The sequence below is a fragment of the Acinetobacter sp. 778_lipA genome (assembly GCF_058242985.1).
This window is the reverse complement of record NZ_JBZAYT010000001.1, coordinates 247,392-269,456: the sequence shown is the minus strand read 5'-3', so window position 1 is coordinate 269,456 and position 22,065 is coordinate 247,392. Positions and strand designations below refer to the sequence as shown.

The 22,065-nt window shown below is 39.0% G+C and carries 23 protein-coding genes; 12 read left to right on the top strand and 11 right to left on the bottom strand.

Annotation, left to right across the window (positions count from 1 at the left end; genetic code table 11):
- Positions 1-13 precede the first annotated feature (13 nt).
- A complete protein-coding gene (locus AC4CUY_RS01335; protein ID WP_336952189.1) occupies positions 14-577 on the top strand; it encodes a PM1805 family lipoprotein in 564 nt (187 codons plus the stop codon).
- Between the two features lie 37 nt (positions 578-614).
- Here the strand turns inward: AC4CUY_RS01335 and AC4CUY_RS01330 are convergent, their stop codons facing one another.
- Together AC4CUY_RS01330 and AC4CUY_RS01325 are read right to left on the bottom strand one after the other, a co-directional pair.
- Positions 615-932, bottom strand: coding sequence for a hypothetical protein (locus tag AC4CUY_RS01330; RefSeq protein ID WP_490773577.1), 318 nt, complete (start codon positions 930-932; stop codon positions 615-617).
- 331 nt (positions 933-1,263) lie between these two features.
- A complete protein-coding gene (locus AC4CUY_RS01325; protein ID WP_490773576.1) occupies positions 1,264-2,382 on the bottom strand; it encodes an endonuclease/exonuclease/phosphatase family protein in 1,119 nt (372 codons plus the stop codon).
- Between the two features lie 185 nt (positions 2,383-2,567).
- Between AC4CUY_RS01325 and asd the strand changes: the two genes are divergently transcribed.
- The 5 genes from asd (at position 2,568) to truA (ending at position 8,523) form a co-directional block, all read left to right on the top strand.
- A complete protein-coding gene (gene asd, locus AC4CUY_RS01320; protein ID WP_004718072.1) occupies positions 2,568-3,686 on the top strand; it encodes an aspartate-semialdehyde dehydrogenase in 1,119 nt (372 codons plus the stop codon).
- A gap of 162 nt (positions 3,687-3,848) precedes the next feature.
- A complete protein-coding gene (locus tag AC4CUY_RS01315) occupies positions 3,849-5,354 on the top strand; it encodes a FimV/HubP-related protein (RefSeq protein WP_490773575.1) in 1,506 nt (501 codons plus the stop codon).
- A 47-nt stretch (positions 5,355-5,401) separates the two neighbouring features.
- Positions 5,402-6,694 carry a hypothetical protein gene (locus AC4CUY_RS01310; RefSeq protein WP_490773574.1) on the top strand — a complete coding sequence of 431 codons (1,293 nt, stop codon included), beginning with the start codon at positions 5,402-5,404 and terminating at the stop codon, positions 6,692-6,694.
- A gap of 48 nt (positions 6,695-6,742) precedes the next feature.
- Positions 6,743-7,717 carry an asparaginase domain-containing protein gene (locus AC4CUY_RS01305; RefSeq protein WP_490773573.1) on the top strand — a complete coding sequence of 325 codons (975 nt, stop codon included), beginning with the start codon at positions 6,743-6,745 and terminating at the stop codon, positions 7,715-7,717.
- Positions 7,718-7,725: 8 nt separating this feature from the next.
- The gene (gene truA / locus AC4CUY_RS01300; protein ID WP_490773572.1) at positions 7,726-8,523 is read left to right on the top strand and encodes a tRNA pseudouridine(38-40) synthase TruA; all 798 of its coding nucleotides are present in this window, start codon (positions 7,726-7,728) and stop codon (positions 8,521-8,523) included.
- An 88-nt stretch (positions 8,524-8,611) separates the two neighbouring features.
- Here the strand turns inward: truA and AC4CUY_RS01295 are convergent, their stop codons facing one another.
- Complete coding sequence (locus AC4CUY_RS01295) at positions 8,612-9,622, bottom strand: AraC family transcriptional regulator (protein WP_004718084.1); 1,011 nt, start codon at positions 9,620-9,622, stop codon at positions 8,612-8,614.
- Positions 9,623-9,850: 228 nt separating this feature from the next.
- On the opposite strand from AC4CUY_RS01295, the gene infA reads away from it, so the two are divergent.
- Complete coding sequence (gene infA / locus AC4CUY_RS01290) at positions 9,851-10,072, top strand: translation initiation factor IF-1 (RefSeq protein ID WP_004718087.1); 222 nt, start codon at positions 9,851-9,853, stop codon at positions 10,070-10,072.
- 360 nt (positions 10,073-10,432) lie between these two features.
- Positions 10,433-10,834 carry a hypothetical protein gene (locus AC4CUY_RS01285; RefSeq protein WP_419327050.1) on the top strand — a complete coding sequence of 134 codons (402 nt, stop codon included), beginning with the start codon at positions 10,433-10,435 and terminating at the stop codon, positions 10,832-10,834.
- A 144-nt stretch (positions 10,835-10,978) separates the two neighbouring features.
- Here AC4CUY_RS01285 and leuB read toward each other — a convergent pair whose 3' ends face one another.
- From leuB to leuC, 4 genes are all read right to left on the bottom strand, one after another.
- Entirely contained in the window at positions 10,979-12,058 is a 1,080-nt protein-coding gene (leuB, locus tag AC4CUY_RS01280) for a 3-isopropylmalate dehydrogenase (protein WP_004718091.1), read from the bottom strand.
- 42 nt (positions 12,059-12,100) lie between these two features.
- Complete coding sequence (locus AC4CUY_RS01275; protein WP_336952200.1) at positions 12,101-12,670, bottom strand: hypothetical protein; 570 nt, start codon at positions 12,668-12,670, stop codon at positions 12,101-12,103.
- Between the two features lie 105 nt (positions 12,671-12,775).
- A complete protein-coding gene (leuD, locus tag AC4CUY_RS01270) occupies positions 12,776-13,426 on the bottom strand; it encodes a 3-isopropylmalate dehydratase small subunit (protein WP_419358929.1) in 651 nt (216 codons plus the stop codon).
- A gap of 21 nt (positions 13,427-13,447) precedes the next feature.
- On the bottom strand, positions 13,448-14,896 hold the full coding sequence (leuC, locus tag AC4CUY_RS01265) for a 3-isopropylmalate dehydratase large subunit (protein ID WP_336952583.1): 1,449 nt from the start codon (positions 14,894-14,896) through the stop codon (positions 13,448-13,450).
- Positions 14,897-15,336: 440 nt separating this feature from the next.
- Between leuC and AC4CUY_RS01260 the strand changes: the two genes are divergently transcribed.
- Positions 15,337-15,579 carry a DUF2061 domain-containing protein gene (locus AC4CUY_RS01260; RefSeq protein ID WP_336952202.1) on the top strand — a complete coding sequence of 81 codons (243 nt, stop codon included), beginning with the start codon at positions 15,337-15,339 and terminating at the stop codon, positions 15,577-15,579.
- Positions 15,580-15,607: 28 nt separating this feature from the next.
- Here the strand turns inward: AC4CUY_RS01260 and AC4CUY_RS01255 are convergent, their stop codons facing one another.
- A complete protein-coding gene (locus AC4CUY_RS01255; protein WP_490773571.1) occupies positions 15,608-16,231 on the bottom strand; it encodes a glycine-rich domain-containing protein in 624 nt (207 codons plus the stop codon).
- Between the two features lie 433 nt (positions 16,232-16,664).
- Here AC4CUY_RS01255 and AC4CUY_RS01250 point away from each other — a divergent pair, with 433 nt between their 5' ends.
- Positions 16,665-17,522 (top strand): LysR family transcriptional regulator, encoded by an 858-nt coding sequence (locus tag AC4CUY_RS01250; protein ID WP_490773570.1) that lies wholly within the window; start codon positions 16,665-16,667, stop codon positions 17,520-17,522.
- Between the two features lie 109 nt (positions 17,523-17,631).
- Here the strand turns inward: AC4CUY_RS01250 and AC4CUY_RS01245 are convergent, their stop codons facing one another.
- Positions 17,632-17,874 (bottom strand): DUF2789 domain-containing protein, encoded by a 243-nt coding sequence (locus AC4CUY_RS01245; RefSeq protein WP_336952204.1) that lies wholly within the window; start codon positions 17,872-17,874, stop codon positions 17,632-17,634.
- A gap of 177 nt (positions 17,875-18,051) precedes the next feature.
- Positions 18,052-18,702, bottom strand: a complete 651-nt coding sequence (locus AC4CUY_RS01240; RefSeq protein ID WP_419327047.1) for an HAD family hydrolase — start codon at positions 18,700-18,702, stop codon at positions 18,052-18,054.
- A gap of 184 nt (positions 18,703-18,886) precedes the next feature.
- On the opposite strand from AC4CUY_RS01240, the gene AC4CUY_RS01235 reads away from it, so the two are divergent.
- Positions 18,887-19,390 carry an RNA pyrophosphohydrolase gene (locus tag AC4CUY_RS01235; protein ID WP_336952205.1) on the top strand — a complete coding sequence of 168 codons (504 nt, stop codon included), beginning with the start codon at positions 18,887-18,889 and terminating at the stop codon, positions 19,388-19,390.
- Positions 19,391-19,467: 77 nt separating this feature from the next.
- Positions 19,468-21,762, top strand: coding sequence for a phosphoenolpyruvate--protein phosphotransferase (ptsP, locus tag AC4CUY_RS01230; RefSeq protein WP_490773569.1), 2,295 nt, complete (start codon positions 19,468-19,470; stop codon positions 21,760-21,762).
- A gap of 31 nt (positions 21,763-21,793) precedes the next feature.
- Here the strand turns inward: ptsP and AC4CUY_RS01225 are convergent, their stop codons facing one another.
- The gene (locus AC4CUY_RS01225) at positions 21,794-21,982 is read right to left on the bottom strand and encodes a DUF7230 family protein (RefSeq protein ID WP_004718115.1); all 189 of its coding nucleotides are present in this window, start codon (positions 21,980-21,982) and stop codon (positions 21,794-21,796) included.
- Positions 21,983-22,065 lie beyond the last annotated feature (83 nt).

Below are 22,065 nucleotides of genomic sequence, written 5' to 3'. Positions count from 1 at the left end.
GGAAAATAAAACCATGAATATCATCAATAAAGTTCTTTTTTCATGTTTGATCAGTTCCAGTTTGATATTTACTGCATGCTCAGAGCAAAAAGCAGATATCGCCCAAAACAAAACCTCAGAAACTACGTCTAGGGTAACAACTCAAGGCAATTGGAAAAGCAAAGCGACTGAACTGAGTACAGCCAACGCAACAGAGATTACAACAGACTTGGCTCAACTTAATCAGATCATCAATCATGCAAATACTCAAGCACTTCAATTAAGAGCGGAGCTTCAATCAGCTGCTTCCCAACCTGAAAAGCGCCAGCAGATTTTACTCAAAGCCAATGATATACAAGCGAAAACTCAACAACAAATTATGGCATTAAATTTAAAAAGTAGTGAAGTACAAAGTCTACGCACACAGATGATTGATAATTTAATCACCAGCCAGAAAATGTATACGCTTTCAACAGCCTCAGATTTTAATCCAAATGCACCCAGTGATGAATTTAAGCAACTTGGTAAACGTTCAATAGCGCTTCAACAAAAAATTTCTGCTGAAATAGACGCCTTAAATCAACACTATGGAAAATAAAAACAATCTGGATCATAAGCGGGTTAAGTAGAAAGACCTAACCTTTCCATGCTCGAAAACGTGCCATCGCCCAAATCACATAAGGCCAAAAAATCATATTGACTATACTATGGATACTTTCCCAAATACGCCAATAGCCTCTACCAAAAATATCTGCGCGTGCATTAAAGATTTCAATTACAAATGCAAGCACAACTGTGGCGATAATCGCAAAATTTGATTTAAGTTGTCTTTTATGAATTGCAGCAACAATAAAATAAATGATTAAACCTGTATAGATAAATAAAGCATCACTACTTAAACCTGTAAAATGTTTAAGACTTGAAGCGAATTCTTGAACTTTTGCGAAAAACATAGCCACTCTTTTTTATTTTCAATCTTGTCTGTTCTAAATTATATACCACAAATAAAGCATAACCCGAGTTCTGCATCCTGCAAAACTCGGGTTCATGAGGTTGTGCTTTCACATCTTATTCTTATTTTCTTGGTTATCCATTCCAACATCAAATCCTTGATGATTACTCCATCGACTTCGTCTTCCTTAGTGAGATTTTCCGTTCTCATTCCCTGTGTCGATAAGTAAAGATTAAAACGAATATGCTTTTCATGCTATCCGCTTAGGGCCTAAATCCATGTAAGTAATTGCTTACAAAAAATAGCCATTTTTTAATTTTTTTGTCAGACAATCAGGTTCCAACTTTATAACTTTGCGCAATTTCATCGGTTACCCGCTTTTCCTCTTTCTCTGCTTTTTCAATTCCTTCTTGAATCGCCTCTTGCGCTTCACGCTCATCCGCGTCTGTTTGCTCCAACTCTTCTTGAGTCTGCTCAAAAATACGCCCTGTTTGTAATACTACATAAATCGGAAAATGATCTGAACCCACATGAGGCAGCCGTTGCATATGCACTAAAGCAAAATCTGTACTATGAAATAAATGATCCAAAGACCATCTCAAAAACTTATAGTCAGCATGGAAAGTGTTGATATATCGACGCCCCACACGTGGGTCAAGCAAACCACTGATACGCTGAAATAAACGCGTTGTGCGTGACCAAGCAACATCGTTTAAATCACCCATAACAATACAGCTCTCATCCAAGTCTTTAATCTGATCCCCCACAATAAGCAATTCAGCATCACGTAAAGTCGAGTCTTTGGCTTCTGTTGGGCTTGGTGGTTTGGGATGTAAACAATACAGTTGCACCGCTTGCCCAGATGGTAAAATCACCGTGGTATGAATAGATGGAATTTCATCACTGAGAATGAATTTAACCTCTGTATCGACCAACTTGAGTTTGCTATACAAATGCATCCCATAGAGGTTGTCTAAAGGTATAGCCACACGATAAGGATAGTCTTTTTCAATTCGAGCTAGTTCATTTTGCCAAGTTTGATCAGTTTCAAGCGTCAAAACAATATCAGGCTGGTGCTGTTCAATTTGCTCAAGCAATAAATGATATTGATCATTCGGTGTCAATACATTCGACACAATCACTGAAATTTGCTGATCAGGATTAAGCTGATCTTTCGTCACCTGTTTAACTTGTTTCTTCCAAACGAAGGTATAAGGCAAAACCATCTTTAATTGAAAAGCTAAGGCAGCAATCAATAAAAATAAAATCACCTCACGGATCAAGTCCCAGGGCGCTGTCCAAAACAACATCAATACCTTTGCAATCAGACCAACAAATAATATCTGCAAGCGTGGAAAATCAGCACCTCTAAACCACCATTCATCACGGGGAATCAGTGACCAGAAACTTAGCCAAATCACAATCGACGCAAGTACTTCTATCCAAATCATATTTTGTCACTCTTATATTCTTAATTTTTGCATGATTCATAAATTAATATCAATTTTGCATGTATCATAAACAAGATATATTGCACAATATAGTGGTGTTTTCATTGTGTATGCTATTGCAGTTACACACCCTTTTGATACACTCAAACCCCCTTTTATTTTTTAACGCACCGAGGCAAAGTGGCATGAAAGTAGGTCTGGTCGGTTGGCGCGGGATGGTTGGTTCTGTCCTTATGCAACGTATGGTTGAAGAGAATGATTTTGCTCATTTTGAGCCATTCTATTTCTCTACCAGTAACGCAGGTGGTGAATCTCCTGCTTTTGGTGGTAAAACTGCTCCAGCACTTATGGAAGCGACGGACATTACCAGTCTGAAGCAAATGGATGTCATTATTACCTGTCAAGGTGGCGACTATACATCAGAAGTCTTTCCTCAGCTAAAGGCTGAAGGTTGGAAAGGCTATTGGATTGATGCAGCTTCTACATTACGTATGGATGATGAAGCAATTATTGTACTCGATCCAGTCAACTTAAATGTTATCAAAGACGGTTTGGTCAATGGTATTAAAACATTTGTTGGCGGTAACTGTACGGTTTCGTTAATGTTGATGGGCATGGGTTCACTCTTCCAACACAATTTGGTGGAATGGATGACGGCGATGACTTATCAAGCCGCTTCGGGTGCTGGCGCGCAAAACATGCGTGAGCTGATCACAGGTATGGGGTATTTATATAACAATACTCAAGACTTGTTAGATGATCCACGTTCTGCGATTTTAGACATCGACAGCCGAATTGCCGAATTACAACGTGGCGAAGGTTTTCCTAAAGCAAACTTCGGTGTGCCTTTAGCGGGTTCGTTGATCCCTTATATTGATAAGCAACTTGAAAGCGGTCAATCTAAAGAAGAGTGGAAAGGTCAAGTTGAAACCAACAAGATCTTAGGTAATGCTCAGATTGTTCCAATTGATGGTCACTGTGTACGTATTGGTGCAATGCGTTGTCACTCTCAAGCCTTAACATTGAAATTGAAAAAAGATGTTCCGCTTGATGAAATTGAGGACATGATTCGTCAGTCTAACCAATGGGCAAAAGTGGTTCCAAATACACGCGATGCGTCAATGACGGATCTTACCCCAGTAGCTGTGACTGGTACTCTATCTGTGCCAGTAGGTCGTTTACGTAAATTAAATATGGGTAAAGAGTATTTAGGCGCATTCACTGTTGGTGACCAATTACTTTGGGGTGCCGCTGAGCCTTTACGTCGTATGTTACGTATCTTAATCGACTATAAAAATGCTTAAAGTCACAAAAAACTTATAAACAATGAAAAAGCCGATCTATCTTGATCGGCTTTTTTATGTAACTATGTTTATGTAACTCTAATGTTAATATTTTACATATAGACTACAGCTAAATATTGTATTATGGGGATGCCTTGAACTTTGTCAGAACAATGGATAGAGATGACTGTATATAACAAATTAAAAATTGCCATTTTAGCCATCATGACGTCGCAAGCGGTGAGTGCGATTACAATAGACCCGATCCAAGTTCAATCAGGGTCTGGTGATCTGCTTTATGCTGAAATGAAGTTTAGTAATGCAAATTCAAATGAAAAAATAGAAGTCGGATTAGCCGATGCAGATGATATTCAAAATATTGGTATTTCAACGCAAGCATCTGGACATTTAAATTTTTATACTCGTCGTTCTGGAGATGGCACTGGGGTGATTGTGATTACCTCATCTCGCCCGATTGTTGAATCTGAATTAAATATATTATTAAAAGTCAAAGAAGGGAGTGCGACCCATATTCAGCAAGTCAAAGCCCCATTGACCCGTGGGCGTAGCAACATTCCTGCTCCAATGAGCAATGCTTTAGTCAAAGAAAAGCCTCTGACACCTCAAATCATCGTCAGCGAAAAGGATATTGCATTAAATTTACCAACCAGTACGCAATACCACGTGACAACACCAGAAGTCTTAACTCCACCAGCTATAGCAACCAAAGCAACGATGACAACGGATTCAGCTGGTACTTTGGCGATTAATGTGATTGCACCACCAGCACTCAAAACAGAACAAAAACCAACCACAGTTGCAACAAACACACCGCCTGCGGCTACAACCAATACTCCAAACCTTCGTCAAAGCAATCATCAAAGCAGTGCTCAGAATATGCCACAAACAACGGCGGTAACTGTACAGCAAGCGCCTCAACCTCCAGCCGAAAAAGCACCAGTGCCATCTGCAAAAGCTCAGACCCCACCCGCCAAATTAGACGAGCAAAAAGCAGAATCACAAAAGCCAAAAGATTCCAAAGCTGAAACCAAGCAAGCAAAACCGAATGAATCTCACGTAGAGAAATCGAAAGCAGAGTCACAAAAAGCGCTCAAACAAGAAAAGGCCAATAAAGCATTAGATAAACAACCTAAGCATATTGTTCAGGCCAATGAGTCATTGTGGAAAATTGCATCGCGGATTGCAGCAGAAACCAATCAAAGCGTTCCAGAAGTCATGCGACAAATTAAAGCAAATAATGCCAATGCCTTTATTCAAGGTGATGTAAACCGTATTCGTCGTGGTGCTGCGCTCAATCTTGCAGCAAGCTATCGTCAAATACCACAAAGCAAAAATAAAGTTGCAACGGCTGGACCTGAAATTGCCAAAAAGCAATCGGGTTCTGCCAAATATCGCTTAGATCAAGCAGAAATGAGTTTAGTCGCAGATAATGAACAACCCGCTGTTCAGAGTCAAGGAAAGCAAAATACACAGTTGAATCAGACCACTACTGAATTATCTACAAAAGTTATGACATCTCGTGAAAAAACGGTTAAATTACAGAAGAATGTGAACCAACTTGCAGCAGGTTTACAACAAAAGAATCAGCGAATTCAATTATTAAATGCTCAGCTTGCCCAATTGCAACAGCAATTAAAACAGCAGAATGCAAAGAAACCAAATAGTTAGGATATTCAAAAATATTGATTCATTGTGCTCAATGAAGGGGAAATAAAATGTTGTTGTATGTGATTCCATTTGTTCTACTTTTGGTCGTGGCCATCGTTTTAAAAAAACGAGAAGATGCCAATAAAGAAAATACCAGCACCAATAACAAAAAAAGTAATCATAAAAAGACATCGAAAAAAAATGTAGCGCGTACCGCACGTACCTCACAGAAACAACATACGACTGTTGTTGAAAATGAAGTTGTTGTTAAACAAGCAACAAAACCATTAAGCCCCGAATTAAAAAAGAATATTGAAAGACTAATTGAAGAGAAAAACTATTTCTCTGCTGAAGCAAAGATCAATCAAGTTTTAAACCAAGACAATGCTCAACATGAACTTTATCTTTATCTTTTAGATGTACATCTTGCACAAAAAGATGAATTTGCAGTGAACCAATTGATTAATCATATTCGTTCATTGGGCTTAGACGAAATCGTCATTCAAGCAGAAGAACGACAAAAAGCCAATCAAGCGGATCATCCGATTGAATCCATAGCTTTTGAGCCTTCAAGCCCTGTAGTACCTGAAATCAAAAATACAGCTGCCTTTGATGCCTTGATTGGAAATACAGAAACGATTTCACAACCAACAGTATCTGAAACTCAAAATCTTACCCATGTCGATGCGCTAGAATTTAACCACTCAACTGTCACTGAACAGAAAATTGATACAACTCAAGAACCCGTTGAGCCTTTAGAATTTAATTTAGATCCGGCTTTTCAAAAAGAAACAACACCAACAACTGAGTTTTCTTTCGAAACAGCACCACCTGCCCCAGAAGTCAAAACTGAAGCTGTCAAACCGTTAGAATTCACGTTTACAGCAAATGAACCTACAGCAGTTCCAGTTGAAAAAGCGGCAGAAGTTGAAATCGCACCAGAATTCAAACTTGATTTTGCTGAATCGATTACGCCAGTAGCTACTGAAGAAAGCACACCAGTACGTGATTTTGAATTTAAACTCACGCCTACTGAACCAGAGACACAGCCCACTTTTAATTTTGATCTAGATCCGAAACCTGAAACAGTTGAGCAAGTGCATAGCACAGCAACACTTAGCCTTGAAACGCCTAGTGAAGCTGAAACCAGTATGGCCATAGATGCAAACGACCCATTACTCAATTCATTCCCTGAGCTGGCTCAAGTGAATGAGGTTCAATTAAATTTAGACCTTGCTCAACAATATCTAAATTTGGGTGCATATGCTTCCATTCGTGAGCTACTCTCACAAAATGAAGCAGCGTATACCGCTGAACAACGCCAACAATCACAAAATTTACTCAATCAAATAGCTTCTTAAATCTATTCGTCTTAAGATAAAGCAGTCATGAATGGCTGCTTTTTTATTATGAACAAAAAAATTGCTTTAATTTACATGGGTGGAACTTTTGGCTGTATTGGGGAGCCTTTAGCACCGATGCCTGATGCTGAGTTTATTCCACAACTCAAAAAGGTCTTAGCACCTCAGTTTAAAATTGAGTGCTTTAAGGCGCCCAGTATCAAAGACAGTAGTGCATGTACAGCCATTGACTGGCTTATGCTGATTCAACAAATACAAAGACTACAACTACAAAATTTCCAACATTTCGTCATTATTCATGGCACAGATACGCTCAGTTATGCTGCTGCGACCTTATCTCGCTTTTTAGCTGAGTCCTGTCATGTAGTCCTTACTGGAAGCCAATACCCATTGCTCAATATTCAAGGGGACAATACTAGAGAATTCACCGATGCGCTGGATAATTTAAATACCGCACTCGATGCCGTTACTCAACTTCCTGTAGGCGTGTATTTGGCTTTCTACCATCAAGTGATTCATGCAAGGACCACATTAAAAGCCCATAGCACTGCTTTAGATGCATTTAAAGGACTAAAAGCAGAACAACAAATAGCGGTAGATCATTCCGTCCTTCAGGTACAACTTTCACATCTCGAAAAAGCCAAATCGCTCAATATCATCAATTGGATGATGGTGCCGACTGAAATATTACAGTTTGAACGTAATCTGGAAATTTTCTCCAAACATGCTCCGCATTTTCTGATCATTCAAGCTTATGGGGTAGGTAATTTAGCCGTAAATGCGAGCATTATCCAAAAAATTAAAAGCTTGCAGGAAAATGGCTGTCAAATCATTTTATCCACTCAAGTCCCTCTAGGCGGCATGGATCAGCGCTATGCGATTAGCCAATGGATCAAAGATTCAAAAATTTTAGTCAGTGATGCACTGAGCCAAGCAGATCTTTATGCCAAAATTGTTAAAATTTATTTACAATACCCCTCTTCGGAACAATGGCATGACCATTGGTATGATCATCCTGAATAGAGGTATTTATGCAACGTTTTGCAATTGGTATTGAGTTTTGTGGCATGCGATATAAAGGTTGGCAAACTCAACAGCCTGGCGTACGTAGTATTCAGGAAACCATGGAAAAGGTGCTCAGTAAAATTGCCGACGAGCCTATTATTTTACATGGTGCGGGTCGTACTGATGCGGGTGTCCATGCGACCAATATGGTGGCCCACTTCGACACCAATGCGATTCGGCCTATACGTGGTTGGTTAATGGGTTCAAATAGTCAATTGCCCAAAGACATTTCAATCCAATGGATTAAAGAAATGGATAACGATTTCCATGCACGCTTTAAGGCAAAGGCTCGTCGTTATCGTTATGTGGTCTATCAATCGGCAAACCGCCCTGCCTTATTACATAAACAAGTAACACATGCCTATTATCCACTCGATGTGGATAAAATGATTGAAGCGGCGCAAAAATTTCAAGGCACGCATAACTTTGAAAGCTTCCGCGCTGCTGCATGTCAGTCCAATCAGCCTGTACGTCATGTCAAACATTGTCGCTTAATTCGTCATGGCAATTATCTAGTATTGGATATTCAAGCAGATGGCTTCCTACACCATATGGTACGTAACATCATGGGTTGCTTACTTGAAATCGGTCAAGGTCTATATGAAGTGGAGCACATTGATGAAATTTTTGCGGCACAAGATCGTAAAGCGGCAGGAATCACCGCACCACCAGATGGGCTTTATTTTATTCATGCAGATTACCCTGAACAATTTGAATTGCCTAAAATGCCTTTAGGGCCACATTGGTTAAATATGCCTGAATAATTTTTTGGGGCTGCATATAAAAAATCCTTCTCAATAGAAGGATTTTTTATATTAAAACTGTTCAGTTCGTTTCCCACAAGCATACGATTTAACGCTGCTTACGCTTTCTATATTCCACAGGCGTTTCATTGGTCCAGCGTTTAAATGCACGGTAAAAAGTACTTGGCTCAGAGAATCCAGTCAAATAAACAATACGCTCAACACTTTCAGTGGTATTGGCCAACAGTTTCTTGGCTAAGCGACAACGATAATCAGAAAGAATTTGCTGAAAACTGGTATTGGCTTCCGAAAGCTGTGTACGTAAACGACGTGGGGTAATGCTGAGTTGTGCAGCAACAGTTTCAAGGGTTGTTTCACCACTTTCCAAGGTTGAACCTATCGCACGGCGTACTTCACCCACCAAATCATAACGTGCAAGCTCTTGCAGTTTTTCAATTGCAAGTTGTTCATGCAATTGCAATAACTCAGGCTCCGCTTGCCACAATGGATATTCTAAAATGGAAGGATCAAAATAAAGACGTGTCTCTTTTTGTCCTAAACTGACAGGACAACCATAAACACGATAATACTCACCATCAGAAGCGCCATTGGCAAAATTAAAATCGATGTAAATCGGTTCAAATCGTCCTTCAGTGATAAATTTAAAGAAGCGTAAAATCCCTGAAATAGCACATTCTGAAAAATGACGATTGACGATGTTCTCACCCCAAGGCTGTTCACCATTGGTTAAATAACAACGTCCATCATCATCAATGATCAATTTGGCATGAAATGCATCGCTAATTAAACGTTGATAAGCCAAAGCACGCTTTAAGCCTTCGCCAAAATTTTCACTTGAAATAAACAGGTGTTCGATCACTTGCCCACGATACAGTGGCAAGTGCTCTCCGAGATGTAAACCAATATCTGGATCATTACTGACTTCCTCCGCAGCTACCCAAAATGCAAATTGTGCATTCAACGGTGTTCGAGCATTTTGGTCAACCTGACCCAATGCTACCCCAGCCTTTGATAATATTTCTTCTGTCGGCAATCCTGCACGACGGATCGCTTGATAGCCTAATCGTAAAACAACCGAAGCATCAGTTAGCTGACTCACGCAGTGCCCTTCCTTGTATGTTATTCATTTATACTTAAAACATTTAATTTAGATTACAGTCGATTGACCAAACTGACAATATTTATCCGCTTTTTTTTGTAGAAATTGTTTAACAATATGTTCGCTTATTTTCAAGTCATCTACCGCCTTGTAATGCCGAATATTCTTGTCTTTCTGTAAAAAATTGCCTATAATTTGCGCCTTTCCAATTTGATCATCAGGTAGGCTATGGCCAATAAAGAGGAACTTATCGAGTTCGAAGGCGTTGTCACCGAAACGCTTCCTAATACTATGTTCCGTGTGCGTTTAGAAAACGGTCACGAAGTGATTGCTCACATTTCTGGTAAAATGCGTAAACACTATATTCGTATTTTAACAGGCGATAATGTAAAAGTTGAAATGACACCATATGACTTAACAAAAGGTCGTATTACATATCGTGCACGCTAAGTTTTAGTGTAAGCAAAAGCCACTTTTAGGTGGCTTTTTCATTATCCACAAAATTTACCCTCCTGCTTACGCTTTTTAGTCGTCTGGCAACTATACATCTGACACATTAAAATCTGTTTCATATACCTATTTATCACTTGTAATCCATTTACTTCAAAGTTGATAGCACTAATTTGTTCTAAATTTTTAATACAACTGATCTTTTCACAGCTTCACCAGTTCTGTCTGTTTGACTCTATTTGGTAAAATTTATACGACTTGGTTTGCCCTGCAACCGATCTACATACACATGCGTGTATATTTATTATACTGAATAGAGATCATTTCTAAATTAAGTTAACTATGGATCAGGTGAAGCTTATGAAAATATATGTATGCATGTTTTTGTTCGCCTCTATTGCACTTGTTGGATGTAACAGCTTAAACACTCGACCTGCAAATTTAGATGAATATTTACAACAATTCATTGGTAAAAGCAGTGCTGAGATTCAAAGCAATTTAAACTTTAAGGCGATGGGTTATCAGGTAAGCGATAAAATCCAAACCACTAATAACGCGTTAAGCTATACCATCCTTAGACCAATCAATATCCCCATGGCAGGAGGCAATGCGACTGTAGGGTCAAATGGGATGGGTATGCCAGTGATTCGTTATGATACTATGGGCACGCCAAGCTATGACATTAATTTCAATTGTAAAGTTACTTTTAAATTAAAAGATGGTGTTGCTGAATCTGTTGAGTATTTAGGTCGAGCCTGTTAGCTATTTTAAAGCGAATCTAATACCTATCGGTATAATGGTGAGAATATGGTTAGACTTTTATCAAAACTTATCAGAAGCTAAAATTTAAAATAAAAAACACAGCTTAAGCTGTGTTTTTTATTAGCAAGTATCTAAAACAAGTGCTTAAGCAATCGCTGCAACGACAGCTTCACCCATTTCAGCCGTACCCACTTTACGCATACCATCAGACATAATATCACCAGTACGCAAGCCTTGGTCTAAAACTTGCCCTACAGCATCCTCAATGGCTTTTGCAGCCACTTCTTCACGAAAGGTGTAGCGTAGCATCATTGCTACAGAAAGAATGGTTGCAAGTGGATTGGCAACGTTTTGGCCTGCAATGTCAGGAGCAGAGCCATGACAAGGCTCATACATACCTTTGCCATTCTCATCTAAAGAGGCAGATGGAAGCATACCAATAGAGCCAGTTAGCATTGCTGCTTCATCGGAAAGAATGTCACCGAACAAGTTCCCAGTCACGATCACATCGAATTGTTTTGGCGCACGGACCAATTGCATTGCTGCATTGTCAACATACATATGTGAAAGTTGAATATTTGGATATTGCTGTTCTTTGAGTGCAGTCACTGTCTGCTTCCAAAGCTCAGTTACTTCAAGTACATTGGCTTTATCCACTGAACAGACTTTACCGCCACGTAAATTTGCCATTTCAAAAGCAACTTTTGCGATACGTTTAATTTCAGACTCTGAATAAACGTCAGTGTTATAACCTTGCTTCTCGCCATTTTCGAGTTCACGAATACCACGTGGTTGACCAAAGTAGATGCCCCCCGTCAGCTCGCGAACAATAAGGATATCTAATCCAGAAACAATTTCAGGTTTAAGACTAGACGCATCCGCCAATTGCGGATAAAGGATTGCAGGGCGTAAGTTAGCAAATAGATTTAATTCACTACGAATTTTCAATAAACCACGTTCTGGACGAATTGAACGTTCAATGTTATCCCATTTTGGACCGCCTACAGCACCTAGTAAAATTGCATCTGCTTTTTTTGCTTGTTCCGCTGTCACTGCTGGGTAAGGTTCGCCATGTGCATCAATTGCTGCCCCCCCTAACAAACCTTGTTCCCATGTTAAACCTAAATTAAATTTATCATTGACACGTGTCAGTACTTTTTCAGCAGCAGCAACGATCTCAGGACCGATACCATCACCTGCCAAAATCAAAATTTGTTTAGACATTTGTAGTTCCATTTATTTTTCAGTATCTATACTGATGTGAGATTAAATCTTCTGTTCAACAAATTCGCTCACGCCAGTCACCGCATTATGTGGACGACAAAAACGGCGAATTGTCCGTTTTTCTTGAATCATATCGACACATAGTGGCGTCGGTGAAGAAACATTCAGCAAACTTCCTGAACCCTGTGACCTTAAGCGATACATCTTAAATGTGTATTTTTGATTTGCTTTAAAATCATGAATAACATGGAAAATTTCAGCATGCTGTTTAGTGATTGGATAGAATCGAATCACCATCTCATATTGCTGAGGTGGAATCGTTAAATAAACACCATTTTGATCTAAAGGCTCACCCGTTAATTTGAGATAACCCTTTTGAATGGCACTACGATTGGCACGTTGTGCACGTTCATCCATGATAATCACATCATTTAAGCGCGCAAATTCACAATGTTCTGCACCTGAACAATAGACAGAAACTGAATTTTGGCTGACATGTTTATTTTCAGCTTGCTTGATACGCATTAAATCAACCATTTGAGTAGATTGACATGCACTAAGCATAAGGCTTATTAAACCTATTAAAACACTGCAACTCAAAAACTTAGTCATTGCTCAACCCCAACCCTCACTTCACTGAGTTAACATTCATTTTGTTATACTCGCATGTTAGCAAGAGTTAGGCATTCACGCTATGTGTAAAATGTTCGCTGAAAATTAACCTTGAATTTCAGCAAATACCCAAGGGCGTGATTGTTTAGTTTTTTCTTCATAAGCACGAATTTCATCCGCAGCCTGTAAAGTCAAACCAATATCATCCAAGCCATTCAATAAACAGTGTTTACGGAATGGATCGACTTCAAATTTAAAAGCTTCACCACTTGGAGTACGAACTTCTTGAGCTTCTAAATCAATGGTTAATTGATAGCCTTCCTGAGCAGTACATTCTTTAAATAATTGATCAACAACATGTTCAGGCAAAATCACTGGCAACATACCATTTTTAAAACTGTTATTGAAAAAGATATCCGCGTAGCTTGGTGCAATCACTGTACGAAAACCATACTCTTCCAATGCCCAAGGCGCATGTTCACGACTTGAACCGCAACCAAAATTGGCACGAGAAATTAATACAGATGCCGCTTGGTAACGTGGCTGATTCAAAATAAAATCAGGATTCTTCGGACGTTTAGAATTGTCTTGCCCCGGATAACCTTCATCTAAATAACGTAATTCATCAAATAAGTTATCCCCAAAACCCGTGCGTTTAATTGATTTTAAAAACTGTTTTGGAATGATTAAGTCGGTATCTACATTGGCACGGTCTAAAGGTGCAACAATACCCTGTTCAACGGTATAAGCTTTCATATCTTTGCTCCTTAAGCCTGATTAGAATGAACGTACATCAACAAAGTGACCTGCAATTGCTGCCGCAGCTGCCATTGCTGGACTCACAAGGTGAGTACGCCCACCATTGCCTTGGCGGCCTTCGAAATTACGATTTGAAGTTGAAGCACAATGTTCACCTGGTTGTAACTTGTCAGCATTCATCGCCAAACACATTGAACAACCTGGCTCACGCCACTCAAAACCAGCTTCGATCAAGATTTTATCTAAACCTTCCGCTTCTGCTTGTTGTTTCACTAAACCAGAGCCAGGAACAACCATCGCCTGTTTAATACTTGACGCTACTTTTTTACCTTTCGCCACTTCTGCAGCAGCACGAATATCTTCAATACGTGAGTTGGTACAAGAACCAATGAATACACGGTCTAATTGAATATCAGCCAACGCCTGACCCGCATTTAAGCCCATATATTGATAAGCACGTGTCCAATCATTACGCTGTACATCATCTTTAGCCTGCTCCAACGTTGGAACAGCTTGAGATACAGGAATCACCATCTCAGGAGAAGTCCCCCAAGACACTTGCGGTTCTATTTCTTCACCATTTAAAACGACGATCGTATCAAAGTATGCATCCTCATCAGAATGTAAAGTATTCCAATAAGCAACTGCTGCATCCCACTGCTGGCCTGTCGGTGCATAAGGACGATCTTTAACGTACTCAATCGTTTTATCATCTACTGCAACCATACCCACACGCGCGCCGCCTTCGATTGCCATATTGCAAACTGTCATACGTCCTTCAATCGACATATCACGGAATACCTGACCTCCAAATTCAATTGCATGCCCTGTACCACCAGCAGTTCCGATTTTACCAATAATTGCTAAAACCACGTCTTTTGGAGTGACGCCTTGACCTAATGTCCCATCAACACGCACCAACATGTTTTTCATTTTCTTCTGTACTAAACATTGGGTTGCCAATACATGTTCAACTTCTGATGTTCCAATCCCGTGTGCCAAACACCCAAATGCGCCATGTGTCGCTGTATGCGAATCTCCACATACCACCGTCATACCTGGTAAAGTTAAACCCTGTTCTGGCCCAACGACATGTGCAATACCTTGACGAACATCGTTAATATCAAACTGCACCACATTAAAGGTTTTACAATTATCATCTAAAGTCTGAACTTGGATACGAGAAGTATCATCTTCAATTCCAGCAATTCCTTCTGAGCGCTCTTTGGTTGATGTGGGAACATTATGGTCAGGTGTTGCAACGTTAGCACTTAAACGCCAAGGTTTACGCCCAGCAAGTTGTAAGCCTTCGAATGCTTGTGGAGAAGTCACTTCATGCAATAAATGACGGTCGATATAAAGTAATGCTGAGCCATCATCACGTTGTGTTACAAGATGGTCATCCCACAATTTGTCATACAAAGTTTTTACTGATTCTGTTTTTGCTTTTTGGTTTTCGCCTGCCATGTCGAAATGCTCCACTGGACTGGGTAATTCTTTCATTAGCTCAATTATAACCACGTTTTTACATAAATCTAATTTATCATTTTTATTAATTTAAAAACTTTTTGGAATTAATTTTGTCAAAATAAATAACCTGTAATCACATCCATAAATTATTCAACTTCTCTTTTGTTTAATCAATTATATATCTTCAATAATTTTAAAGGAATTCGGTTAGTCAACAATAAAAACCGAGAAATTAGCAAACAAAGTTGAGGTGTAAACTAAACAATAAGCAAGTTCATCATTTAAAAAAATGGATAAATGAGATAGAAACAATCGCTATGCAATACATAAAGAATAGAATATCGTTTTATCCAATCAATATTAATCAAAAAAACCTTTTTACATTACAATTGATAATGATTATTATTTAACTAATCGATAAATCAGTGGTGAAACTCATGGCGGGTATCCAGAATTTCTTACAAAACAATCAACGTGTTTTCAAAAAAACCTTAAGTTATTACATTATGCACATCACCGTAGCAATGTTAGTTGCTTATGCAGTAACAGGTAATTTTTGGATGGCTGTGACATTAAGCTTACTTGAGCCGACCGTACAAGCATTTGCATTCTTTTTCCATGAAAAGGCTTGGAATAAACGAGACCAAAAAGCCGCTCAAAGTACTGAAATCAAAATCTAGATTATATGTTTTGCTGGGGCTGGAGATGCTAATCACCACCGCCTCCTCCGCAGCTGCTACAACTGCTACAAGAAGAAGATGAAGAATCTGAGCCTGTACTATGAGAGTGGCTCGAATCACTTGAGGAACTTGAACAAGAGCTCGAAGAACATGATGATGTTGCAGAAGCCTGCGGAAGATCTGAGGCTGAACTCATCATTTGACTATACATCGTAATCATAAAAGGTAAACTAAAAATTAAGCCTTGCTGCCAGCGAATATAGGCATCAACCTGAAAAAGTCGCGGTAAAACTTGAGTGCTTTGTGGATTCAAACGATGTAAATAACATGCGCCTTGCCAAGTATTGAGTAGTTGCTGTCTTTGAGCAGCTTGTTGTGATTCAGTTGCTTGTAAAGCATGTGGTTTATGAATCAGTTTATAGCCTAAAAAACGTTGAGTCATCGACTGATAAAACTCATCAAATTCTTCAATTAATATATGCCATAACGCGTCCACTGAATGCGAAGGCATTGCATATGCTCCTCTACGCCACAAATGAATTGCCAAATAGTCTTTAAAACCTTCTTCAATCAAGGGATAGTAAGATTGTCGAATATTCGGATGTCTTTGTTTAAAAGCAAGCCAAATATTATTTGGGATTTTAAAACTCACCAAATCTCTCATTTTTTTTAAGCGATTCAACCGAAGCTTCAACCAAATTATGCTGAGAATAGCGACGATAATGATGGGGAAATAGATATTAAAAAAATATACACAAATTAAACCCAAACCAGAAAATATGAGTATCGTGATAAAAAATTGAAGCCAAGTTTTAGAGAAAGTATATCTAGTATAATGTTGAAAATAGTGAATGGCGGTGTTTGATGATTGATTCAAATAGCTTTCCTTTTGTTGTTTTTATCCGCAGACTATAAATGAGCTTTGCTCAAATTGTATAGCAAAAAGTTGTATTAAAATTTTTCCAACGCGTGAATGGAAGCAATCACTTTGTACAAAATAAAAAAAATTGAAAATTACTTTGATTAATTCTTAAAGTTTCTAAATAATGAATTACGCATAAAAATTCTTTATGGATGAAAATATTATGAATCTCGCTGCTTTTGAAGCTTTTGTCAAAGTTATGGAAACTGGTTCTATTTCTATGGCAGCAGAACATCTGTTTATTACTCAGCCAGCTGTCACCAAACGCATACATAGCTTAGAAGAATATTTCGGCGTCAAACTTTTTGAGTCCGCAGGTCGTGGAGTCCAAGCCACACATGCAGCGCATTCATTATTACCTAAAGTAAAAAACTGGTTAAATGAGTTGGGAGATATTCACCATACCTTAAGTCATGAGCAAGGCGAAGTTAGAGGAAAACTCAAGATTGGCACCAGTCACCATATTGGCTTACACCATTTACCACAACATTTAAAAAAATACGTACAGCACTTTCCTGAAGTTAAACTAGATGTACATTTTGTGGACTCTGAGCAAGCACATGAACAAGTGCTCGCTGGGGATTTAGAACTGGCATTTTTAACCCTTCCGCCACAAGGTGATGAGCGTTTGCATTATATCACGATTTGGAATGACCCTTTAGTTTTCGTGGTTGCACCCTTCCATCCTTTGGCACAAAAAAAGAATCTTAAGCTTGAAGATCTGATTGAATACCCAAGCTTATTGCCAGCAGCACAGACTTATACCAGCCAAATCACATTGGCAGAATTTGAAAAGAAAGGTTTAAAGCCGAAAATCACCATGAGTAATAATCCACTTGAATCTATTCGTATGTTGGTTTCAATTGGTTTAGGCTGGTCTGTTTTACCTAAAACCTTATTAAATCAAGACTTACAACAACTTGATATTCGTTTCGAAATGAACCGCCAATTGGGTATGGTTTGGCATCCTGGGCGTACACAATCTAGAGCTGTACAGGAATTGATTGAGATGATGAAATAATCCCTGCAATAAAAATCCCTTATCTTGTGACTCAAGATAAGGGATTTACATATTACACAGGAATGATCTTACTAATTATTCCCTTATAAAATCTTCATTGCACAATTTTTTACTTTACTGAGTCCTCATGTAGAGACTCGTTTAACTGATCAACCACTAATGCCCATTCACCATCAGATTTAATTTTTTCAGCAAGAAACTGACGTTGTCCCTCACTCCAATAAGATGCTTCTGTAATTAATGTATCTGCATCCAACTGGTGATTTGCAATAAAACTTTGAATCGCCTCTTCGCTAGAATCCAAACCGAGTTGTTCAAATAAATTGGTCATTCTTGGACGTGTCTGGCTCATTATATAATCTCCGTCAGTTTTAAAAGTGCTCAAATCAACATAGCATTTTTATAATGAAAATGAAGTACAAAATCTTCATTTATAAAAATTTTTACAAAACTTAGCATTTTTAACAAAACCATGAACCTATAAAAAAAAGTGATCAACACTGCTTTAAATCACAATAATCAATCTATCTCAAATCGACCAATCTTGGATATCCCACCCCTGTTCTTTGGCGAAGTGCTCAAGACGATCATCAGGATTTACTGCAATCGCATGATCAGCATATTCCAATAAAAAACGATCATTAATAGAATCTGAATAAGCCCATGATTCAGTGACAGTACGTCCATCGAGCCATTGATCTAAACGTGCCAATTTACCTTTTTGGTAACATGGGACATTAATCACTTTCCCTGTGTATCTCCCATCTTTTATTTCAGCATTGGTCGCAATAATTTCGCTGATACCAAATTCACGGAAAATAGGTGCTGTAATAAAATCTGAGGTTGCCGTAATACCAACCAACGCATGTCCTAAATCTTTATGTTTTTGAATCGCGGCAAAACCAGCTGGACGCATTTGTGGGCGGATCACTTTTTGCATAAACAACTGATGTAACTCAGTTAAATAAGTATTATCGTGTTGAGTAAGAAACTCAAAGACAAATTCATTATAAGCAATTGGATCAAGCTTGCCTGCTTTATAATCTTCATAAAACTGATCATTCATCACACGATGTCGGACTGGATCGACCAAGCCTTCATTGACTAAGAACTCTCCCCAAGAATGGTCAGAATCTGTATTTAATAAGGTGTGATCTAAGTCAAACAGCGCCAATTCCATGAAAATACTCGTTTAAACTGAAATTTAAGAAAAAAATTGTAAATCTATCACCGCTAGTCGATAGAAATTCGTTAAGATCATAGCAATTTTAAAACATTATTACTTTGACTTTATCGAGTTGGACAAAAGAGTGTATGTCCCCATATATAAAGTCAAATGAAATTAACAAATTTTAGGTAGCCAAATGATCGACTCAGAAGGTTTCCGACCCAACGTCGGGATCATTTTGGCAAACGATATTGGACAAGTTTTATGGGCAAAACGCATTGGACACAATGCTTGGCAATTTCCTCAAGGAGGTATCCAGTTTGGAGAGACTCCTGAGCAAGCTCTATTTAGAGAACTACGAGAAGAAGTTGGGCTCCTACCCGAACATGTCCAAATTATTGCCCAGACAGATGACTGGTTGCATTATCGTTTGCCGCTTCGATACATTCGCTCGGATTCCGATCCGATTTGTATTGGACAAAAGCAAAAATGGTTTTTACTGAAACTCACAGCTTCAACGAAACATATTCAGTTGAATCTCTCTGACCCGCCGGAGTTTGATCAATGGCAATGGGTTAGTTACTGGTATCCGCTTGGACAAGTGGTGAATTTTAAACGAGATGTATATCGTAAAGCGATGATGGAGTTATGTATGCGAATGCCGAAATATACAGCTGAAATTTCTTCAAAATATGAATGATTTTTCAAGGTAGTACTGTTATAAATAATACTGATGAAGTCGCTTTAAAACATAGCTTAAATTAGGAGCATACATCCATGTCGAACATGCAACTGGACACATTAAGACGTATTGTACAAGAGATCAATGCGTCAGTCAGTTTGCATGATTCCTTGGAAATCATGGTCAATCAAGTTTCCGAAGCCATGCATGTTGATGTTTGCTCTATTTACCTTTTAGATGAACGTAACCAGCGTTATGTACTCATGGCAACCAAAGGCTTAAATCAAGAATCTGTAGGGACAGTTTCCTTACAACTTGGCGAGGGTTTGGTTGGTTTAGTGGGACAACGTGAAGAGATTGTCAACTTAGACAATGCGTTTAAACACGAACGGTTTGCCTACTTCCCCGAAACAGGGGAAGAGATCTATAACTCGTTCCTTGGTGTTCCAGTCATGTATCGCCGCAAAGTGATGGGCGTGATGGTGGTTCAGAACACCGAACCTCAAGATTTTAGCGAGGCAGCAGAATCATTTCTGGTGACCTTATGTGCGCAACTCTCTGGGGTAATTGCCCATGCACATGCAGTGGGTAATATTGATGTTTTCCGAAAACCCAGCAATTCATCTAACTACAAGACCTTCCAAGGTTCATCTGGTGCAGGCGGTATTGCACTTGGCCGTGCCATCATCCTTTACCCTCCGGCAGATTTAGCTTCGGTACCAGACCGTGATGCCGATGATATCAGTGAAGAACTTAAGCTTTTAGACCAAGCCATTGTGTCTGTACGCAATGAAATTCAATCGCTTGATGACAAGATGCAAGATTCGCTCATGGCGGAGGAACGTGCTTTATTTAGCGTGTTCTTACGTATGTTGGATGAAAATGCCTTACCTGCTGAAATTAAAGAAATTATTCGAGATGGAAGCTGGGCGCAAGGTGCAGTTAAAAATGTGATTGAACGCCATGTTGCGCTTTTTGCGCAAATGGAAGATGACTATTTACGTGAACGTGTATCTGATTTAAAAGACCTTGGACGCCGAATCCTAGCTGCGTTACAAGAAGGCGATACTAGTCATAAAGAGATCACCTCTGAAAGTATTTTAATTGGGGATGAGATCAGTACGGCTGCTTTGGTTGAGCTCCCTGTAGATAAAATTGCTGCGATTGTGACCTCTGAAGGCGCTGCCAACTCACACATGGTGATTGTCGCGCGCGCGCTTGGTATTCCAACTGTCGTGGGTGTTACTGAACTGCCGGTAAATACGCTTGATGATGTCGAAATGATTGTCGATGCTTATCAAGGTCGGGTTTTTGTCAATCCACCACGTCGTTTACGTACACGTTATAAAGAGATCCAAAAAGAAGAAGAACAAATTGCCAAAGATTTAAAGCAATATGAAACCAAAGATGCCATTACCCCTGATGGTGTTGCAGTAAAGCTGTATGTAAATACCGGTCTCATGATTGATGTGGTACGCGGAGTTCAACGTGGTGCAAAAGGTGTAGGGCTTTATCGTTCTGAAATTCCATTTATGCTGCGTGAACGTTTCCCAGGCGAAGAAGAACAGCGTGCGATCTATCGTCAACAGCTCAGTCACTTTGCCAACAAACCTGTGGTGATGCGTACACTTGATATTGGTGCGGATAAAGACCTACCATATTTCCAAATTGAAGAAGAAAATTCAGCGTTGGGATGGCGTGGCATTCGTTTTACCCTTGATCACCCTGAAATCTTTTCCTCACAAATCCGAGCAATGTTAAAAGCCAGTATCGGCTTAAACAATCTGCATATTTTATTGCCAATGGTTACCAGTGTCAGTGAAGTAGAAGAAGCACTTTACTTACTGGAACGTGACTGGATTGCAGTTCAGGAAGAAGAACAAGTTAAATTTGCCAAACCTAAAATCGGCATTATGGTTGAAGTACCGAGTGTACTTTTACAAATTGGTGAATTTGCTGAATTGGTCGATTTCTTCTCAGTCGGTTCAAATGACTTAATACAATATTTATTGGCAGTTGATCGTAATAATCCACGCGTATCTAGTGTTTATTCACACTTCCATCCTTCTGTACTCCGTGCTTTAACACGGTTGGTTCAAGAATGTCATAAGTATGAAAAACCAATCAGTATTTGTGGAGAAATGGCGGGTGACCCACTCTCAGCCATTTTACTTATGGCAATGGGATTCAATACCTTGTCGATGAGTTCAAGTAATATTTTGCGTGTGCGTAAAGCGATTTGTCATGTATCAATGACAGATGCACAAAAGTTATTAGAAGAAGTAATAGCGATGAATAACCCACTCATGGTCAAGAGCTGGATGGAGTATTACTTTAAGCATCATGGTTTGGCCGATATGGTGAAATCGAATCGTTTGGTCAATATTTAATTATTTATTTTTATTAGATTTTTATAATTATTTAAGCAAAAATTGCAGTCCACAAAAAAGGCCGATAATCATCAGAATATCGACCTTTTTTGTGTTTATCATAACCCCGTTTTGCATTCTTTTTACGATCTACAAACACTTGGCTTTTGTTGACTTCATGCATGTGTTTGGCCACAAAGTTGTGAATCACAACCTCTGGCATTGCTTTTTTCTTTGCCATTTTCTTTACCTATTTTGCTGTATACCACTTGATCAGTGGGAATCTGATATTACGCTTTTTTGTGTAGAATACAAGTATTTGTA

Bases quoted from the DNA above. Each gene is read 5' to 3' on its own strand.
- AC4CUY_RS01240 (WP_419327047.1), bottom strand. From the start codon at position 18,702: ATGGAATTGGCGCTGTTTGACTTAGATCACACCTTATTAAATACAGAT.
- leuD (WP_419358929.1), bottom strand. From the start codon at position 13,426: ATGAAAGCTTATACCGTTGAACAGGGTATTGTTGCACCTTTAGACCGT.
- AC4CUY_RS01225 (WP_004718115.1), bottom strand. From the start codon at position 21,982: ATGGCAAAGAAAAAAGCAATGCCAGAGGTTGTGATTCACAACTTTGTG.
- ptsP (WP_490773569.1), top strand. From the start codon at position 19,468: ATGTCGAACATGCAACTGGACACATTAAGACGTATTGTACAAGAGATC.
- AC4CUY_RS01325 (WP_490773576.1), bottom strand. From the start codon at position 2,382: ATGATTTGGATAGAAGTACTTGCGTCGATTGTGATTTGGCTAAGTTTC.
- AC4CUY_RS01330 (WP_490773577.1), bottom strand. From the start codon at position 932: ATGTTTTTCGCAAAAGTTCAAGAATTCGCTTCAAGTCTTAAACATTTT.
- asd (WP_004718072.1), top strand. From the start codon at position 2,568: ATGAAAGTAGGTCTGGTCGGTTGGCGCGGGATGGTTGGTTCTGTCCTT.
- leuC (WP_336952583.1), bottom strand. From the start codon at position 14,896: ATGGCAGGCGAAAACCAAAAAGCAAAAACAGAATCAGTAAAAACTTTG.
- AC4CUY_RS01285 (WP_419327050.1), top strand. From the start codon at position 10,433: ATGAAAATATATGTATGCATGTTTTTGTTCGCCTCTATTGCACTTGTT.
- AC4CUY_RS01310 (WP_490773574.1), top strand. From the start codon at position 5,402: ATGTTGTTGTATGTGATTCCATTTGTTCTACTTTTGGTCGTGGCCATC.
- AC4CUY_RS01235 (WP_336952205.1), top strand. From the start codon at position 18,887: ATGATCGACTCAGAAGGTTTCCGACCCAACGTCGGGATCATTTTGGCA.
- AC4CUY_RS01260 (WP_336952202.1), top strand. From the start codon at position 15,337: ATGGCGGGTATCCAGAATTTCTTACAAAACAATCAACGTGTTTTCAAA.
- AC4CUY_RS01275 (WP_336952200.1), bottom strand. From the start codon at position 12,670: ATGACTAAGTTTTTGAGTTGCAGTGTTTTAATAGGTTTAATAAGCCTT.
- AC4CUY_RS01305 (WP_490773573.1), top strand. From the start codon at position 6,743: ATGAACAAAAAAATTGCTTTAATTTACATGGGTGGAACTTTTGGCTGT.
- AC4CUY_RS01250 (WP_490773570.1), top strand. From the start codon at position 16,665: ATGAATCTCGCTGCTTTTGAAGCTTTTGTCAAAGTTATGGAAACTGGT.
- leuB (WP_004718091.1), bottom strand. From the start codon at position 12,058: ATGTCTAAACAAATTTTGATTTTGGCAGGTGATGGTATCGGTCCTGAG.
- AC4CUY_RS01245 (WP_336952204.1), bottom strand. From the start codon at position 17,874: ATGAGCCAGACACGTCCAAGAATGACCAATTTATTTGAACAACTCGGT.
- truA (WP_490773572.1), top strand. From the start codon at position 7,726: ATGCAACGTTTTGCAATTGGTATTGAGTTTTGTGGCATGCGATATAAA.
- AC4CUY_RS01335 (WP_336952189.1), top strand. From the start codon at position 14: ATGAATATCATCAATAAAGTTCTTTTTTCATGTTTGATCAGTTCCAGT.
- infA (WP_004718087.1), top strand. From the start codon at position 9,851: ATGGCCAATAAAGAGGAACTTATCGAGTTCGAAGGCGTTGTCACCGAA.
- AC4CUY_RS01315 (WP_490773575.1), top strand. From the start codon at position 3,849: ATGACTGTATATAACAAATTAAAAATTGCCATTTTAGCCATCATGACG.